This window comes from Seohaeicola zhoushanensis (assembly GCF_014656415.1).
GTDB classification, from domain to species: Bacteria; Pseudomonadota; Alphaproteobacteria; order Rhodobacterales; family Rhodobacteraceae; genus Seohaeicola_A; species Seohaeicola_A zhoushanensis.
This window is the reverse complement of the sequence record NZ_BNCJ01000015.1, coordinates 48,804-65,981: the sequence shown is the minus strand read 5'-3', so window position 1 is coordinate 65,981 and position 17,178 is coordinate 48,804. Positions and strand designations below refer to the sequence as shown.

Sequence of the window (17,178 nt, the reverse complement as noted above, 5' to 3'; positions counted from 1 at the left end):
CGGGTCAGTTACCGCCCTTGGCGTCGGTGACGACGCCGGTGTCCGTGATGGTCGCGGGGACGGGCGTGATGCCGGTCCCGTTGCCGACCCGGTCGAGGTTGTCGACGATCAGCCGGGCGCCGTCGTCGAGGCCCGCGGCGACGATCCAGGCGCGGTCGGTCGAGCCGATCGGCGTGACATCGGCCTGCACGGCCTTGCCGTCGGGCCCGAGCAGGAAGACCCGGATCTTCCCGTCGGCCTGCATCCGCGCCGCGAGCTGCGGCACCAGGATCGCCTGCGAGGTGCCGAGCGTGACGGCGGCGCGCACGAACATGCCGGGCAGGATCAGCCGGTCGGGATTGGCGAATTCGAAGCGTACGTTGCGGGTGCCGGTGGTGGTCGAGACGGTGCTGGCGATGCTGTCGAGCTTGCCCTCACCGTAGAAGTCCTGGCCGTTTTCCAGCGTCAGGCGGATCTGCACGCGGTCTCCGGTCTTCATCTCGCCGTTTTCGATCCGGGCGCGCAGTTGCAGCATCCGGGCGCTGGCCTCGGAGAGATCGACATAGATCGGGTCGAGCCTGGTGACCGTGGCCAGCGCGGCGGTCTGGCCGCTGGTCACCAGGTCGCCCACCGAGACCGCCGCGACCGAGGGGATGCCGTCGATCGGGCTGGTGATCCGGGCGCGTTCGAGGTTGATTTCGGCGGTGCGCACGGCGGCCTCGGCCTCGGCGATGGAGGCGAGCGCCTGGGCGTGGGTCACACGCGCCGAGTCCAGCGCCTCCTGGGTGACGCTGCTGCCGACCAGGCGTTCGGCGCGGTCGAGCGCGGCCTTGGCGGCAGGCAGCGCGGCCTGGGTGCGTTGCAGCGTGGCGCGGGCCGCGGCCAGCGCGGCCTCGTAGCTCTTGGGGTCGATCTGGAACAGCAGTGTGCCGGCGGTGACCGGGCGGCCGGGGCGATAGGCGACTTCGGTGACCACGCCGTTGACCAGCGGCCGGATCGCCGCCGATTGCGAGGCCGCCGCCTGGCCGGAAAGCGTCACCGTCACCGGAACGTCCTCGCGTTTCAGCTCGATGACGCCGGCCGTCACCGCCATGCCCGGCGTCTGCTGCGCCTGCGCCGCAGAGAGGCCGAGCACCAGCGCGAGAAGGAGGGAGAGGGGCCGAAGGGTCGCTTTGCCGGTCACGATACGCTTCCTGTTTCCGGGGTTTTGGCCTGGGCCTTTGCGGATTGCCTGCAGCTTTCGCAGAAGGGGTGCCCAGAGGCGCCGGGCCGCTTTTCCGCTTGGGTCGGGGTATTCTCGCGCAGATCCCGAAGGGCGGCAAGGCGCGCCCGGTCTGCGCGACGATAGGGCGCGCGGCGGGCGGAGTTCGGGAGAATGCATCAGTCGACCTCGGGCAGGCAATTCCGTTGCCGCGCCCGACGGGCAACGGCTTGCAGCCTTGAACGGGCGTGCCTGGTGTTTCCGTCGCGTGAAAAGTGCTCGTGATCCGGGGGATACCGGTGGCGGGCTACCCCGAGGCGACCTGGGTGTTAATCTGCGCCAGTCATCGCTTTTGGGGAGAAAACCCACGAGGCCGGGCGGTCGGGCCCGGCCTGCTGTTTCGGGAAAGGGTCGTCGGGAGGATCAGGCTTCGGCAAAGGCCTCGACGACGGCGCCGTAGGCCCAGCCCTGTTCGATCAGCCGCTTTCTGATGTCCTGATCGCCAGCTCCGCACCTGCGAAGAAACTTCACTTCTTCCGTCAGTTTCTTAACAACCAATTGCTTGTTCATGGCGCGACTCACAACTTGTTACCAACAGTAAGAATGATAGCAGAAAATCCGCCGATCGGGTGCGCGAACGTGAAAAAAGGCCCGTTTCCGGGCCTTTTGATCGACAGTGATGCTTCGGCAGATTGGATTGTGTGCGTTCCGCCAACGGGGCGCGCGACTCGGGTCAGGCCTTGATGCGCTCCATCCTGGGATCGACCAGCGGGGCGAGGGTGATCTCGCAGGGGACGCGTTCGGTTGCCACCTCGAGCTCGTAGGACCCGGACAGCACGTGGTCGCGGTCGATCGGCGTGGCGCTGCGCACGTAGCCCATGCCAATGCTCTTGCCGATGGTATGCCCATAGCCCGCCGAGGAGAGCCAGCCGCAGCGTTCGCCGTTGCGATAGATGGTCTCGCGCCCCGAGAGGATCACATCGCCGTCGCAGGTGAAGGTGGCCACGATCTTCTTCACCCCGGTCTCGCGCTGGGCGCGCACCGCCTCGCGGCCGCGGAAGGGAATGTTCGACTTCATCTTCACCGCCCAGCCGAGGCCCGCCTCGTCGGGGGTGTGGTCGGGGCCGATGTCGCCGGCCCAGGCGCGATAGCCCTTTTCCAGCCGCAGCGTCTCGATGGCGCGGTAGCCGGCGTTCTTCAGGCCGAGCGGCGCGCCTGCCTTGTGCAGCGCCTCGTAGACGGTCAGCGCGTATTCCACCGGCAGGTGCAGCTCCCAGCCGAGTTCGCCGACATAGGTGATGCGCAGCGCCAGCACCGGGCAGCCGGCGATGCCGATGGTGCGGGACTGGCCGAAGGGGAAGCCGTCGTTGCTGACGTCGTCGCGGGTGACGGCGGACAGGATCTCGCGCGCCTTCGGTCCGAAGAGCGAGAGCACGGCGTTGGACGAGGTGACGTCAACCAGCTGGGCGTTCAGGCCCTCGGGGATGTTCCGCGCAATCCAGTCGAAGTCATGGGTGGCAAAGCCGGTGCCGGTGACGATGTAATATTCGTCTTCCTTCGTGCGCACGCAGGTCAGGTCGCATTCGATGCCGCCGCGGTCGTTCAGCATCTGGGTATAGATGATCGACCCGACCGGCTTGTCCACGCGGTTCGCCGCGATCCAGCTCAGCGCCGCCTCGGCGTCGGGGCCTTTCAGCACGAACTTGGCGAAGGAGGTCTGGTCGAAGAGCACGGCCGCCTCGCGCGCGGCCTTGTGTTCGCGGGCGACCGCGACGTGCCAGTTCGGGCGTTCGAAGGTGTAGATGTCGCGCGCCTCCTCGCCCGGTTCGGCGAACCAGTTCGGGCGTTCCCAGCCCAGTTTCTCGCCAAAGACCGCGCCTGAGGCCTTGAGCGTGTCATAGAGCGGCGAGCGGCGGCAGGGGCGGCCGCTGGAGTGTTCCTCCGAGGGCCAGGCCATGGTGTAATGCTTGCCGTAGGCCTCGAGCGTGCGGGTGCGCACCCAGTCCTCGTCGCGGTGCGGGCGGCCGAAGCGGCGGATGTCGACCGGCCAGAGGTCGTAGGGCGGGGCGCCCTCGGCGACCCATTCCGCCAGCGCCATCCCCGCGCCGCCGCCCGAGGCGATGCCGAAGGCGTTGAACCCGGCGCCGATGAAGACATTGGCCATCTCGGGGGCCTCGCCCAGGATGAAGTTGCCGTCTGGGGTAAAGCTCTCGGGGCCGTTGATGAGCTGCTTGACGCCCGCCTTCTCCAGCGCCGGAACGCGGGGCAGGGCGAGTTCGACGATCTGTTCGAAATGGTCGAAGTTCGACTCGAGCAGCTGGAAATCGAAGTTCTCGGGGATGCCGTTCTGCGCCCAGGGGATCGGGTTCGGCTCGTAGCCGCCCATCACCAGCCCGCCGACCTCTTCCTTGTAATAGGTCAGCCGGTCGGGGTCGCGCAGGGTGGGCAGGTTGGAGGGCACGCCGAAGGGTTCCGAGACCATATACTGATGTTCGACCGAGACCAGCGGCACCGAGACGCCGATGGTCTTGGCCAGCGTTCGGGTCCACTGGCCGCAGCAGAGCACCAGCTTTTCGCAGGCGATGTCGCCCTGCGGCGTGCGCACGCCGACCAGCTTGCCCTTGTCGGTCAGGATCTGGGTGACTGGCGTATGCTCGACCAGCTTCGCCCCCTTGGCGCGGGCACCCTTGGCCAGCGCCTGGGTGATGTCGGCGGGGTTGGCCTGACCGTCGGTGGGCAGAAAGGCCGCGCCGACCACGTCGCCGATATCCATCAGCGGCCAGAGGTCCTGCGCCTCCTGCGGCGTCAGCAGCTGCATGTCGAGGCCGAAGCTGTGGGCGGTGGTGGCCTGGCGGCGCACCTCGGTCCAGCGTTCGGCGTTGCAGGCGAGCCGCAGGCCGCCATTCATCTTCCAGCCGGTCGCCAGGCCGGTCTCGGCCTCGAGCGTGCGGTAGAGTTCGATCGAATAGCCCAGCAGCTGGGTGATATTGGCGTTCGAGCGCAGCTGCCCGACCAGCCCGGCGGCATGCCAGGTCGACCCGGAGGTAAGCTGCGCCTTTTCCAGCAGCAGCACCTCCTGCCCCATGCGGGCGAGGTGATAGGCGGTCGAGCATCCGATGATGCCGCCACCGACGATGATGATCTTTGAGGAGGTCGGGAGAGTCATGTTCACCCCTGGAGTTTCTTGAAATCGTCGAGCGCGGCGGTCAGCCGGCCCAGGTTCTCGGCGGTATAGGCCGCATAGTCGAAGTCGAGTTCGGAATGGATCTCCGAGGCCATCGACCAGAGCGTCTCGCGCATCAGCGAGGCGCATTTCATCGCCTGAAAGGCGCGCCAGTCGCGCTCGGGGTCGGTGGTCGGGTATCGGTCCAGCAATTCGCGTTCCTGCGCTTCGGTGAGGGCGTTGTTCGAGGCGAGGCCGGCAAGATCGAAGAGCGGCGAGTTGTAGCCGCCGTATTCCCAATCGATCAGCCAGAGCCTTTCGCCATCGTCCAGCAGGTTGGCGGCCAGCAGGTCGTTGTGGCCGATGACCATGCGTACCGGGCCGGTGGCGGCCTCGAGCGCGTCGCAGTCGGCCAGCATCCCGGGCAGCAGCGCCTGATGGGCTGTGCCGTCGGTCATGAGGCGGGCGACATAGCTGCGGTTGACCTGGAACGGCCAGAACGCCAGCACCGGCGCCGTCAGCCCCGGCCCCAGGGCGCGATGGGCGCGGGCGATCAGGTCGGTGATGCGGGGCAGGTTGGCGGGGTCGCGCACGTCCTCGGGGGTGAAGGTGCGCGCCTCGATGAAGTCGAGCACGAGCACGCCGGGTTCGTGATGCACCACGGCGGGCGAGAGCCCGGCCCCGGCGGCTGCGCGCGACAGCGCCAGTTCGTTCCAGCGCATGACGCCGTGTTCGGGAATGTCGTTGCCCAGCCGCACGACATAGGACCGCCCGCCGTCGCGCACCCGCAGGTTGACGTTGGTGATGCCGCCGCCCAGCACCTCGATCCCGGTGGGTGCGTCGAAGCAGGACAGGCCGGCGGCCCTTTGGATGGCGGTCTCGCTCACAGTCCGAGCCTCCGCTTCTGGCCCTCGGCGAGGGCGTTGAAGATGCGGTCGGCGACGATCGCGATGAAGGCGACCGACAGGCCGGCGACCACGCCCGGCCCGGCCTGCGCCTTGGCCAGCGCGATATAGACCTCCTGGCCCAGGTCGCGGGTGCCGACCAGCGCGGTGATGACCAGCATCGAGAGCGCCAGCATGATGGTCTGGTTCAGGCCCAGCAGCAGGTGCGGCGCGGCCATCGGCAGCTTGATCCGCCAGAGCAGCTGCGACCGGGTGCAGCCAGACATGGTGCCCGCCTCGATCAGCGCCTCGGGGACCGAGCGCAGCCCATGCGCGGCATAGCGCACCGCCGGGGCCAGCGCGTAGAGCACGACGGCGACCATGGCGCTGAAGTCGCCGACGCGGAACAGCATGACGACAGGGATCAGGTAGACAAAGCTCGGCAGCGTCTGGAGCGTGTCCATCAGCCCCAGGATGACGCGGCCGGCGCCCGGCCTCTCGGCGGCCCAGATCCCCAGCGGAATGCCGATCAGCGTGGCGATCAGCACCGAGACGCCGCAGAGGTAGATCGTCACCATCGCCTTGGGCCAGAGGCCGGTCGCGGCGATGAAGCCCATCAGCAGCGCGGCCAGCAGGCCCAGCTTCCAGCCGCCGATGCGCCCGGCGATCAGGCCCATCACGAGAATGCCCCAGGCCCAGGGAATGCCGCCGAAGAACTTCTTCACCGGCAGCAGCAACCAGTTCAGGATCACCACCTTGATCGCCTCGAAGGTGTCGAAGAAGTTGACGTTGATCCACTTCATCGCCTCGCCCCAGAACGGGCCGGTGGTGAGGGTGAGGCGGTCGGGATAGCTCTGCACGCCGGGCAGGACGAGCCCGAGCGCCAGCGTCGCCGCGATCACGACGAAGACTGTCGTGCTCCAGGGGTGGCGCCGCACCAGGTTGCCCGAGAGCCGGGCGCGCTGGCTGCGCTCGGCAAAGGCCTGGCTGGCGCGGTCGAGCGCGATGGCCATGACTACGATGGCCAGCCCCGCCTCGATCCCGCCACCGATGTCGAGCCGGCGCAGCGCGGCGAGCACGTCGAAGCCAAGGCCGCCGGCGCCGATCATCGAGGCGATGATCACCATGTTGAGCGTCAGCATGATGACCTGGTTGACGCCCACCATCAGCGAGGGCGTCGCCGAGGGCACCAGCACCTTCCACATCAGCTGGCGGCGGGTGCAGCCGGCCATGCGGCCCGCCTCGATCACCTCCTCGGGCACGCCGCGCAGGGCCAGCACGGTGATGCGCACCATCGGCGGCATGGCATAGATCACCGTGGCGACCAGCGCCGCAACCGGGCCGAAGCCGAAGAGGATCAGGATCGGCACCAGGTAGGCGAAGACCGGCACCGTCTGCATCAGGTCGAGGAAGGGGCGCATCATCCGGTCGAACCAGGGCGTGCGATAAGCGGCGATGCCAAGCAGCAGCCCGCCGACCGCGCCGATGGGCACCGCGACCAGCACCGAGGAGAGCGTGATCATCGCGCTCTCCCACTGGCCGAAGACCGCGAGGTAGAGGAAGCAGCCGCCAACCAGCGCGCCAAGCTTCCAGTCGCGCGCGTAATGGCCGATGGCGGTGGCGCAGGTGATGACCGCGATCCAGCTGAGCGAGGGGGCGATCTGTACCGCCGCGTCGCCGATGCCGCTGGAAAAGCCCTCGATCAGCAGGTCGCGCAGGATCTGGTAGGGCATCTCGACCACCGCCGCGATGGCGCGGGTCAGGTCGCGGAAGGTGAAGAGGCCGAAATTGGCATCCTCGACCAGCCAGTCGAGAAACGATTTGATCGCACCTTCCAGCGGCAGTTCCCACTGTTTCGGGTATTTCAGCAGCCAGCGCGCGTCGAGCGTCTTGCTGAGCTGGAAGGAAAAGGCCGAAAGCAGCCAGGTCAGCCCGAAGAGGCCGAGCCAGAAGGCAAGGGGCCAGCGCCCGCGCATCTCAGCGCCGCCCGACCAGCACGTCGATCACCGCCTGTCGGGTGATCTGGCCGATGGCCTGCCCGTCCTGCATGACCCGGTGGGGCAGGGCGGAGGCCTCGACTTGGTCGGCGATCTGCTCGATCCGCGCATCATGCGGCACTTCGCCGGCAAAGCTGTCGCCGGCCAGCGGTTCCATCACTGAAACGGCGCGGATCACCTTGGAACGGCTGACGTGGCGGGTGAACTCGGCCACGTAGTCGGTGGCGGGGCGCAGCACCAGTTCCTCGGGGGTGGCGACCTGTTCGATGGCGCCGTCCTTCATCACCGCGATGCGGTCGGCGAGGCGGATTGCCTCGTCGAAGTCGTGGGTGATGAAGACGATGGTCTTGTGCAGCATGTTCTGCAGGCGAATGAACTCGTCCTGCATCTCGCGCCTAATCAGCGGGTCGAGTGCGGAGAACGGTTCGTCGAGGAACCAGAGGTCCGGCTCCACCGCCAGCGAGCGGGCGATGCCGACGCGCTGCTGCTGGCCGCCCGACAGCTCGCGCGGGTAGTTGCCCTCGCGGCCCTTGAGGCCGACCAGTTCCACCACCTTGCGGGCGCGCTCCATCCGCTCGGCGCGGGGGACGCCCTGCACGTCGAGCGGGAAGGCGGCGTTTTCCAGCACGGTCAGGTGCGGTAGCAGGGCGAACTGCTGGAACACCATGCCCATCTTGGTGCGGCGAATGCGGATGAGGTCCTTTTCCGGCATCGAGAGCAGGTTCTGCCCCTCGAAGAAGATCTCGCCCGCGGTCGGCTCGATCAGCCGCGAGAGACAACGCACCAGCGTCGACTTGCCCGAGCCGGAGAGGCCCATGATCACGAAGATCTCGCCCTTGTGGATCTGCACGTTGGCATCGCGCACCGCGCCGATCAGTCCGGCGGCGCTCAGCTCGCCCTTCTTCGGTCTCGAATTGCGGGTGAGAAAGCTGTCGGCCTGTGCGCCGTAGATCTTCCAGACCTTGCGGCATTCGAGGATGACGGGTCTGTCCATGCCGGCCTCTGGCGATATTCGATATTGTTGGCCCCGGTCCATTTGGCGCGGGGCAAAGGAAACAAGGGCGCACGCCCCGAAGAACGCGCGCCCAGGCGAGGAGACTGGTTACTTCACGATCCAGGCGGACCAGGTATCCTTGTTCGCATCCATCCAGGCCGCGACGGTTTCCTCGACAGACTTGCCGTTGAGGTCGACCTCGGCCACCATCTTGCCCATCTCGTCGTTGGTGATGTGGAAGTTCTCGATCGTCTTGGTGGCATTCGGCCATTTCTCGGCGACGCCCTTGTAGGCGACCTTCCAGATCGGGCCGCGCGGCTTGCCGCAGTCATAGGCGGCGTTCGGGTTCACGCCGACCGAGGGGTCGCTGTAGCATTCCGGCGAATAGGGCGGGAATTCGACGTATTGGCCCTCGTATTTGGCCGGCGCCCAGTGCGGCGAGTAGATCCAGAGGATGATCGGGTCCTGCCGCTGGTAGGCGGCCTCGAGCTCGGCGAAAAGGGCGGCGTCGGTGCCGGCGTGCACCACCTCGAAGTCCAGCTCGAGCGCCTCGACCCGCTCCTCGTCGAAACCGCCCCAGGTGACGGGGCCGCCCAGGTAACGGCCCATGGGCGCGGTTTCCGGCGTGGCGAAGGCGTCGGCGCAGTCCTTCAGCGCCTCCCAGTTGGGCAGGCCGGGGCAGCGGTCGGCCATATATGCCGGGTACCACCATTCCTCGATGGCCTGCATCCCGGTCTCGCCGAGGTTGATCACGTTGCCGGTGGCGAAGGCCTCGTCCATGGCCTCGCGGCCGGTGGTTTCCCAGATCTCCATGGCGACGTGCAGGTCGCCCGTCTTAAGCCCTGCGAATTGGGCGATGTAGTCGGCCTGGACATATTCGACGTTGTGGCCCGCCTGCTTGAGCACCTCGCCCATGAGCGTGGTGGTGATGAGCTGCCCGGACCAGTCATGCAGGGTCAGCTTGATCGGATCGCTCGAATCCTGCGCGACCGCGGGGAAGGCGGTCATCAACGCGGCCGCGGCTACGGAGATATACTTCATGGGTCCACTCCCGGTTAGGGCTGACGCGCAGTTCTGTGGCGGGTCTGAAGCCCTCGAACGCCAGCGGTGTCCAAGGTATTCAACCGGATTCGGCGGTCAAATCAACAAAAATCAACAAAATTGATGGCAAGATGAGGCTTTAAGTTGCAGGCTGCTGAAATAGCGGATGACTCGGTACGGATCGGGCAGGTAGGAAGCGGAATGATGAACATCGAACAGCGTCTGGCCGAAGCCATATCCATCACCGAAGCCGCGGCCCGCGTGGCGCTCGGGCATTTCCGCAGGGATCCCGATGTCGAGACCAAGGCCGACCAGAGCCCGGTCACCATCGCCGACCGCGAGACCGAACAGGCGATCCGCGCCGGGCTGGAGCGGGCCTTTCCGGGCGAGGCGATCTTCGGCGAGGAATACGGCCGCACCGGCGATGCCGCCGAGATGTGGATCATCGACCCGATCGACGGCACCCGCTCGTTCATCGCCGGCCTGCCATTGTTCGGAATGCTGCTGGGCCACCTTGCCGACGACGGGCCGCAGCTCGGGGTGATCCGGATGCCGGCGCTGGGCGAGGTCTATGCCGGCGGGCGGGGCCTGGGCGCCACCTGCAACGGCGCGCCGATTCGGGCGAGCAGCTGCAAGACGCTGGCCGAGGCGCGGCTGTTCCTCAATGAGGGCGACAAGCTGGCCGCGCGCGAACCGGCGGCCTTTGCCCGGATGATCCGCGCCGGCAGCCTGCGGCGGATGGGGGCCGACTGCTATCCTCACGCGCTGGTCGCGCGCGGGCTGGTCGACGCGGTGATCGACTTCGACCTGCAGCCCTACGACTACCTCCCCGTAAGCGCCGTGGTCGAGGCCGCCGGCGGGCTGATGACCGACTGGCAGGGGAGGCCGCTGTCGATGGAGTCTGACGGGCGCACGCTCACGGCGGCGACGCCCGAGCTGCTGGCCGAGTTGGTGGCGCTGGTGAACTGAGGGCGCGCCCCCTCACCCTGACCCTCTCCCCCGAGGGGAGAGGGAATCCGCCCACCCCAAAGCGCAACCTGTCCCCTCTCCCCCTGGGGGGAGAGGGCTAGGGTGAGGGGCTCACCCCGCTGAGGGGTTCACCCCCGCGCCACCGCCGCCACATGCCCCTCAAAGGCCGGGTCCTCCATCAGCGCCTTGCAGCGCTCGAACCGCCCTGTCGCATAGGCCCAGAAATCGTCCGCCGGGTTGCCGTCGGAATGCTGGATCAGGCCCCAGAGCGTCCAGAGCAGGTCGCACATCGCCTTGTAGATCACCATGCGCCCGGTCTCGCCCGCCGTCGGCGCGCGGCCGAAATAGGCGGCCATCAACTCGGCGTCCTGCGCGGCGTCCATATGGGCCTCGACCGAGAGGTCGCCGAGGTCCCAGAGCGGGTCGTTCATGCCGGAATATTCCCAGTCGACGATCCACATCTTCTCGCCGTCATCCAGGAAATTCTCGCAGAGGGGGTCGCAGTGGCAGGGCGCCAGCGGCGGATCGGCCTGCGCCAGCGCGGCCTTCACCGGCTCGGCGGCGGCGACCACGTCGTGATAGCCCTCGGGCAGGTCGACGTCGCGGGTCGACAGGACGCGGAGATACTCCTCGATCATCGCGAAGAGCTCGAAGCGGAACTCGAAGGTTTCGCCCGAACCGTGCAACTGGGCCAGCGCCCTGCCGGCCCGCGCCACCGCGCCCGCGCGGGACTTGAACAGCTCCGGCGTCATGGTCTCGATCCCCGGCACGGTGCGCGTCACCATCCGCCCGGTGTCGGGCTCGGCCAGCAGCACCTCGGGCGAGACCCCGGCGCGCTCGGCGGCGCGGGCGTTATGGGCCTCGACCGCGCGGTCGATATAGGCCTCGGTCCCCTCGCCGGGAACGCGCACGATGACGGAGGTTCCGGCAAGGTCGACCCGGTGCACCAGGTTGGTCAGCCCGCCCAGCCGGGTGATGCTGTCCGCCGCCGTGACCCCTTCGAACCCCGGCACCCGGTGCAGCGTGTCGAGAACACTTTCGGCTATTTCCGTCATCCTCCCTCCCTATCCTTTCAATGCAATGTTCTCGGGGTCGTGCAGCGGGCCCTCGACGCAGTCGATCGGGTGGCGCTCGCCGAAGACCTCGATCTCGAAGCCCTCGGCCCCCCAGTATTCGCGGGCGAGATAGCCGCGCAGGATGGTCTGTCCGACGGTGTGGCCGAATCCGACCGAGGTGGCGAGCGAGACGACGCGTCCGTCCAGCAGGATGGTCTCGCCGCCGGTCAGAGGCAGGTTCAGCGGGGTGACGAAGGTGCAGAGCTTGCGGCTCACGCCCTCGGCCTTCTGCTTCTCCAGCACCGCGCGGCCGAGGAAATCGCCCTTGGATTTCAGATGCACGCGGAAGCCGACACCGGCTTCGATGGGCGAATAGTCGGGCGTCACGTCGCCGGACCAGTAGATATAGCCCTTTTCCATCCGCAGGCTGTCGATCGCGCGATAGCCGACGTTGGCGATGCCATGGGCCTGACCGGCGGCCCAGAGCGTGTCGTAGACATGCAGGGCGAATTCGGTGGGGATGTGCAGCTCGTAGCCCAATTCGCCGACGTAACCGATGCGCGCCGCCCGCACCGGGGCCGCGCCGACGACGATCTCGCGCGCGGTCGAGAAGGGGATCGCCGCGTCGGAGACATCGCTCTCCGACACCGCCGCCAGCACCTCGCGCGATTTCGGGCCGACGATGTTGATGACGGCGGTGCCGCTGGTCACCTCGATCAGGTTTACCGAGCCGTCCTCGGGCAGGTGGCGGCGGATCCAGTCGGAATCATGCACGCCGAAGCCCGAGCCGGTGACCATGTAGAACCGCTCGGGGCCGAGGCGGATGAAGGTCACGTCGGCCTCGGTGCCGCCGCGCGCGTTGCACATCTGGGTGTAGATGATGCTGCCCACGGGCTTGTCCATGTTCGACACGCAGAGCTTTTGCAGCAGTTCCACCACACCCGAACCGATCAGCTCGAACTTGGCGAAGCTGGTCTGGTCGATCAGCGCCACCCGTTCCCGCACCGCGCGGTGCTCCTCGGCGGCGTATTGCTTCCAGCCGGGATTCAGGAAGTCGAGCTGGTCTACCGGCTCCACCCCCTTGGGCGCGAACCACAGCGGCCGCTCCCAGCCGTTCTTCGACCCATAGACCGCGCCCATGTCCTTGAGCCGCTGGTAGAGCGGCGAGAGCCGCAGCTGGCGGGCGGTCTCGTGTTCCTGGCCCGGATAGCGTTTCTTGTAGTGGTGGGCGTAATGTTCGACCGCGCGGGGATACATGAAGGCCCGCGTGCCGTGGTGCGGCCCGAACCGGCGCACGTCGAGGGGCCAGAGGTCGAGCGAGGGCTGCCCGTCGACCACCCATTCGGCGATCATCTCGCCCGCGCCGCCGCCCGCCGCGATGCCGTAGAGGAAGCCGGTCGCCAGCATCAGGTTCTTCAGCCCCGGCTGCCAGCCCATGACGAAATCGCCGTCCGCCGAATAGGGGATCGGCCCGTTGATGACCTGCCGGATGCCGACCTCGTTGACCACCGGCGTGACCTTGCCTGCCAGCTCCGCCAGCGGCAGGAATCGGTCCAGGTTCTCGGGCAGCAACTGGCGCACGAAGGCGCCCGGAATGCCTTTGTCGCCAAAGGGCAGGGTGTCGTCCTCATAGCCGCCGATCACCAGCCGCCCGCCCACGTCGGGCTTGTAGTAGACCAGCCGCTCGGGGTCGCGCAGGGTGGGGAAATGGCCGACCTCGGTGCCGGTCGATTCCGTGACGATATACTGGTGTTCGACCGCGCAGGCCGGGATCCGCAGGCCCAGCTTGGCACCGACCTCGCGGCTCCACATGCCGGTGGCGAGGATCACGGTATCGGCCTCCCAGGTGCCTTCCGTGGTTTCGACCCCGGTGATGCGCCCGTTGCTGACGGTGAAGTCCAGCACCTCCACCTTCTGGCGGATGTCCGCACCCTGTTTGCGCGCCGCCCCCGCCACCGCCTGGCAGAGCGAGGCCGGGTCGACATAGCCGTCCGATGGGATGTAGGCCGCGCCGTGCAGCCCCTTCTCGTCGATCAGCGGGAAGAGATCGCGGGCCTCCTCGGGCGAGATGATGTGCATCTCGAGATCGAAGCTGCGGGCCATGGTGGCGAGCCGTTTCGCCTCCAGCATCCGCTCGGCGGTGGCGGCGAGGCGCAGCGAGCCGGTCTTCTTCCAGTCGAACTGCATCCCCTCCTCGTTCTGGAGGCGGTCATACATCTCGACCGACTTCTTCAGCATCCGCGTGGTGTTGCGCGAGCTGCGCAGCTGGCCGACCAGCCCGGCGGCGTGCCAGGTCGCGCCCTCGGTCAGGCCGGCGCGTTCGAGCAGCACCACGTCCTTCTCACCGCGGCGGGTCAGGTGATAGGCGATCGAGCAGCCGAGAATACCGCCGCCGATGATCAGGTGTTTTGCCGCGTGCCGTGCCATGATGTCTTCCGCCTTGGGGTGATGCACGAGTCACCTTACCCAAGATCAACAACGCGGCAACGAAAATGTTGATTTTTGTTGATTTGAGTGGGATTGTGCCCCCCGAGGGCGCTTGTCCGGCGGTCACAATGGTGTAGGACAGGGCATATGTCGAAATACAAGGCACAGATCCTGCAGGCCGTCGACATGCGCGGCACAGTCTCGGTGATCGAGCTGTCGCGGATGCTTGGCGTTTCGGACCAGACCATCCGCCGGGTGTCGCAGCCGCTGGTGGAAAGCGGTGCGCTCTCCAAGGTGCATGGCGCGCTGGTGTCGAACCGGATGCCGACCGACCCGCCCTTCCTGGAACGGATGAACCTGAACCGCGAGGCCAAGGTCGCCATCGCCCGCGCGGCGGCCGAGCTGATCGGCGACAACGCCAGCGTGGCGATCGATACCGGCTCCACCTCGGGCTTCGTCGCCCAGGCGCTGCGGGCGCGCAAGGGTCTGACGGTGGTGACCAACTCGGCCTTCGTCGCCTCGACGCTGGCGATCATTCCGGGCAACAAGGTCTCGATGGCGGGCACCCAGCTGCGCGACCACGATGGCGCGGCCTTCGACCGCTCGGCCTTCGAGGTGATCGAGCGGATGCGGGTCGACTACGTCCTGCTCTCGGCCTCGATGGTCGATGCCGAGGCGGGGTTCCTGGTGCACGAACAATGCGAGGTGGATATCGCCAACGCCATGATGAAGAACGCCAAGCGGGCGATCATGGCGGTGGATCATTCCAAGTTCGAGACCCAGGACCGCCGGCCGGCGCTGCGCCAGCCGGAGTTGAAGCCGGGCGATATCGTCATCACCGACCGCGCCCCGCCGCCGGCCTTCGCGGACCTGTTGCAGGGACTCGACCTGCGGATCGCCTCCTAGGCGCCCTTGAGCCGCTTCAGCACCACATCACAGGCGCCGTCCCAGGCATCGAGCGCCTTGGCTTCGCGCAGGTGGGTCAGCCCGGCTTCGGTGATGCCGCCGGGGGTGACGAGGCTCTTCAGCAGCGCGCGCATCGGCTCGGGGCTTTCGGCCTGCATCCGCCCGGCGGCTGTGAAGGTGCGGGCGACAAGCTGGCGGGCGGTCTCTTCTGGCAGGCCCTGCGCCATGCTCCATTCCGCGCCGCGCGCGATCAGTTCCTGCGCCCAGCCGTAGATCGCGGCGCTGACTGTGGCTGTCTCGAAGGCGGCTTCGCTGGCGACGGGGATCGCGCTGCCGATGGCGTCGAGGAAGGGGTGGGCGGCGGGATGATCGGGCCAGACGACCGTGGGGCTGGCCCCGAACTCGGCGGCGGTGATCGGCATGATGCGCACCATCGCGGCCGGCGCGACGACCCCGGCGAGCGCGGCGGAAGGCACCCCGGCGCAGGCCGAGATCAGAACCTGCCCGTCGCGCCAGCCCAGCCCGGTGACCGCCGCCAGGGCATGGGCCGGGCGCACCGCCAGCAGAACGGTATCGCACCGCGCCACGATATCGGCATTGTCCCGCGCCAGCGCATAGCCGTGATCCTCCGCCAGTTCCGCCCCATGGCCGCGCGGCGAAAGCAGCACCTCGCCCGGCGGCCAGCCGGCCTTGCGCAGCCCTGCAAGCAGCGACATCGCTAGGTGTCCGACGCCGATGATCCCGATGCGCATCTCTTGTCTCTCCCGAAGCCTTCGCTAGTCTTGGCCCATCCCTCCGGCGGTTGAAACCCCGGATACCCTAAGGAGGCGCGCCGATGACCTCGCTGACTGCTCCGACGATGACCCCGGGCCGCGACCTGCTGGAGGCGGGGCGCAAGCTCGCCGGGACATGGACCCTCGGGCGCTGCGCCTTCCTCGAAGGCGAGGGGGTGACATCGGAAGCCGAATACAAGCGCCGCATGGCCGCCGAGGGGCGGATCATGCAGCACGCCCACATCGGGTTCCGCAACATGGACCGCACGGTCGGCGCGATCCGCGAGATCCAGGAGACCGCCGCCGCCGAGGGGGTGAAGGTCGACCGCTTCGGCATAACGCTAGACTGGACCATGGGCTATCCGCCCGACCGCCGCGACGCGGCGCAGCGGGGCACGGGAATCGTGCTCGACGGGCCCGAGGATTTTGCCCGCATCACCAATGCCTCGCCCGCGGCTTCGCATTTCGGTGATTTCATGCTCGGGATGCCGGGCGCGCTGCACAATGTTCAGGCGGCGCTGGCGGCGGGGGCGACCGCCATCGGCAACCTCGGCCAGTATTTCACCTTCCGCCTGCCCTATTGGGACGACGACGTCGCCACCACCGAGGCCACCGTCACCGCCATCGGCCTGATCGCCGCGCAGCCGGCCGAGGTGCTGATCCATTCCAACCTCGACGACGGCTTCGTGGGCCTCTACCGCGACATGACCTCCTCGCTGGGCACCGTGCTGATCGAGAAGCACATCGTCGAAGACCTGATCGGCGCGCGGCTGTCCTATTGCTGGGGCCACCACTTCTCGAACCCCGCCAGCCGGGCGGCCTTCCATGCCGCCATGGCGCGGGTGACGGATACGCCGGGCACCATGCTCTACGGCAACACGGTGGCCTACCGCCGCTCGCCCGCCGCCAATTACGCGAGCCTCGCCAGCTACCTTCTGGCTGACATCACCGCGCTGGGCCGCGCCCATACCGGCCACGCGATCAACCCGGTCCCGGTAACCGAGAACCAGCGCATTCCGGATGTCGAGGAGATCCTCGACGCGCAGCGGTTCGCCGCGCGGCTGGTGGAACATGCGCCCGAGCATGGCGCGCTGATCGACACCTCGAAGATCGACGCGCTGACCGACCGGCTGATGGAGGGTGGGTTGGCCTTCAAGCAACGCGCCATGCAGGGGCTTGCGGATCGGGGCGTCGACGTGACCGACCCCGCCGCGCTGATGCTGGCGATCCGGCGGCTGGGCGCGCATGGGATGGAGACGCTGTTCGGCAACCGCGCGACGAAGCCCGCCGTGCCGGTGGACTGGGCGCTGGAACTCGACCGCGACGCCGCCGCCTGGTGCGCCCGCCAGACCGCGCCCGCCGGGCTCTCCACGCTCAAGGTCGCGCTGGGCACCTCGGACGTGCACGAACACGGCGCCTACCTCGTGCGCGCGGCGCTTTCGGGTCTCGGGGTCGAGGCGGTCGAGGTCGGCACCTCGCTCGACGCCGAGGTGCTGGTCGACCGCGCGCTCGACGCCGGGGCCGAGGTGATCGCCGTTTCCACCTACAACGGCCTCGGCCTGCGCTATGCCCGCGCGGTGCTGGCGGCGCTGGAGCGGCGCGGCGCGCAGCTGCCGCTGCTGATCGGCGGCAAGCTGAACGAAATCCCCGTCGCCTCGAACACCGACCTGCCGGTGGACGTCACCGAGGAGATCCGCGCGACCGGCGCCTATCCCTGCGCCGATCTCGACGAGATGCTGGTCGCGCTTGGCCGGATCATGGAGCAGCGGCCCGCCAGGGCAAGCTGAGG

13 protein-coding genes are annotated in these 17,178 nt (G+C 67.9%); 3 read left to right on the top strand and 10 right to left on the bottom strand.

The annotated features are described in order from the left end of the window. Nucleotides 1-4: 4 nt before the first annotated feature. From IE266_RS19740 to IE266_RS19710, 7 genes are all read right to left on the bottom strand, one after another. Nucleotides 5-1,162 (bottom strand): efflux RND transporter periplasmic adaptor subunit, encoded by a 1,158-nt coding sequence (locus IE266_RS19740; protein WP_189681842.1) that lies wholly within the window; start codon nt 1,160-1,162, stop codon nt 5-7. A gap of 441 nt (nt 1,163-1,603) precedes the next feature. After that, nucleotides 1,604-1,750: a hypothetical protein gene (locus IE266_RS19735; RefSeq protein ID WP_189681841.1), complete on the bottom strand. Its 147-nt coding sequence runs from the start codon at nt 1,748-1,750 to the stop codon at nt 1,604-1,606. Between the two features lie 163 nt (nt 1,751-1,913). Continuing rightward, the gene (locus IE266_RS19730) at nt 1,914-4,346 is read right to left on the bottom strand and encodes a GcvT family protein (protein ID WP_229864310.1); all 2,433 of its coding nucleotides are present in this window, start codon (nt 4,344-4,346) and stop codon (nt 1,914-1,916) included. Nucleotides 4,347-4,348: 2 nt separating this feature from the next. Continuing rightward, the gene (locus tag IE266_RS19725) at nt 4,349-5,230 is read right to left on the bottom strand and encodes a choline/ethanolamine kinase family protein (protein ID WP_229864308.1); all 882 of its coding nucleotides are present in this window, start codon (nt 5,228-5,230) and stop codon (nt 4,349-4,351) included. After that, complete coding sequence (locus IE266_RS19720; RefSeq protein WP_189681839.1) at nt 5,227-7,203, bottom strand: ABC transporter permease; 1,977 nt, start codon at nt 7,201-7,203, stop codon at nt 5,227-5,229. The genes IE266_RS19725 and IE266_RS19720 overlap by 4 nt, the downstream gene beginning before the upstream one ends. Nucleotide 7,204: 1 nt before the next feature. After that, entirely contained in the window at nt 7,205-8,218 is a 1,014-nt protein-coding gene (locus IE266_RS19715) for a quaternary amine ABC transporter ATP-binding protein (RefSeq protein ID WP_189681838.1), read from the bottom strand. A 108-nt stretch (nt 8,219-8,326) separates the two neighbouring features. Continuing rightward, a complete protein-coding gene (locus IE266_RS19710; protein ID WP_189681837.1) occupies nt 8,327-9,259 on the bottom strand; it encodes an ABC transporter substrate-binding protein in 933 nt (310 codons plus the stop codon). 204 nt (nt 9,260-9,463) lie between these two features. Between IE266_RS19710 and IE266_RS19705 the strand changes: the two genes are divergently transcribed. Continuing rightward, nucleotides 9,464-10,228, top strand: coding sequence for an inositol monophosphatase family protein (locus tag IE266_RS19705; RefSeq protein WP_189681836.1), 765 nt, complete (start codon nt 9,464-9,466; stop codon nt 10,226-10,228). A 128-nt stretch (nt 10,229-10,356) separates the two neighbouring features. On the opposite strand, the gene IE266_RS19700 is transcribed toward IE266_RS19705, so the two are convergent. Then, entirely contained in the window at nt 10,357-11,283 is a 927-nt protein-coding gene (locus IE266_RS19700) for a choline/ethanolamine kinase family protein (protein ID WP_189681835.1), read from the bottom strand. Between the two features lie 9 nt (nt 11,284-11,292). Next, nucleotides 11,293-13,710, bottom strand: coding sequence for a GcvT family protein (locus tag IE266_RS19695; protein ID WP_189681834.1), 2,418 nt, complete (start codon nt 13,708-13,710; stop codon nt 11,293-11,295). Nucleotides 13,711-13,857: 147 nt separating this feature from the next. On the opposite strand from IE266_RS19695, the gene IE266_RS19690 reads away from it, so the two are divergent. Beyond that, nucleotides 13,858-14,616, top strand: a complete 759-nt coding sequence (locus tag IE266_RS19690; protein WP_189681833.1) for a DeoR/GlpR family DNA-binding transcription regulator — start codon at nt 13,858-13,860, stop codon at nt 14,614-14,616. Here IE266_RS19690 and IE266_RS19685 read toward each other — a convergent pair. Continuing rightward, nucleotides 14,613-15,368, bottom strand: coding sequence for a pyrroline-5-carboxylate reductase family protein (locus tag IE266_RS19685; RefSeq protein ID WP_189681832.1), 756 nt, complete (start codon nt 15,366-15,368; stop codon nt 14,613-14,615). The two genes, IE266_RS19690 and IE266_RS19685, sit on opposite strands and share 4 nt — an antisense overlap. Nucleotides 15,369-15,451: 83 nt before the next feature. On the opposite strand from IE266_RS19685, the gene IE266_RS19680 reads away from it, so the two are divergent. After that, nucleotides 15,452-17,176, top strand: coding sequence for a cobalamin B12-binding domain-containing protein (locus tag IE266_RS19680; RefSeq protein WP_189681831.1), 1,725 nt, complete (start codon nt 15,452-15,454; stop codon nt 17,174-17,176). The last annotated feature ends 2 nt before the right edge of the window (nt 17,177-17,178 follow it).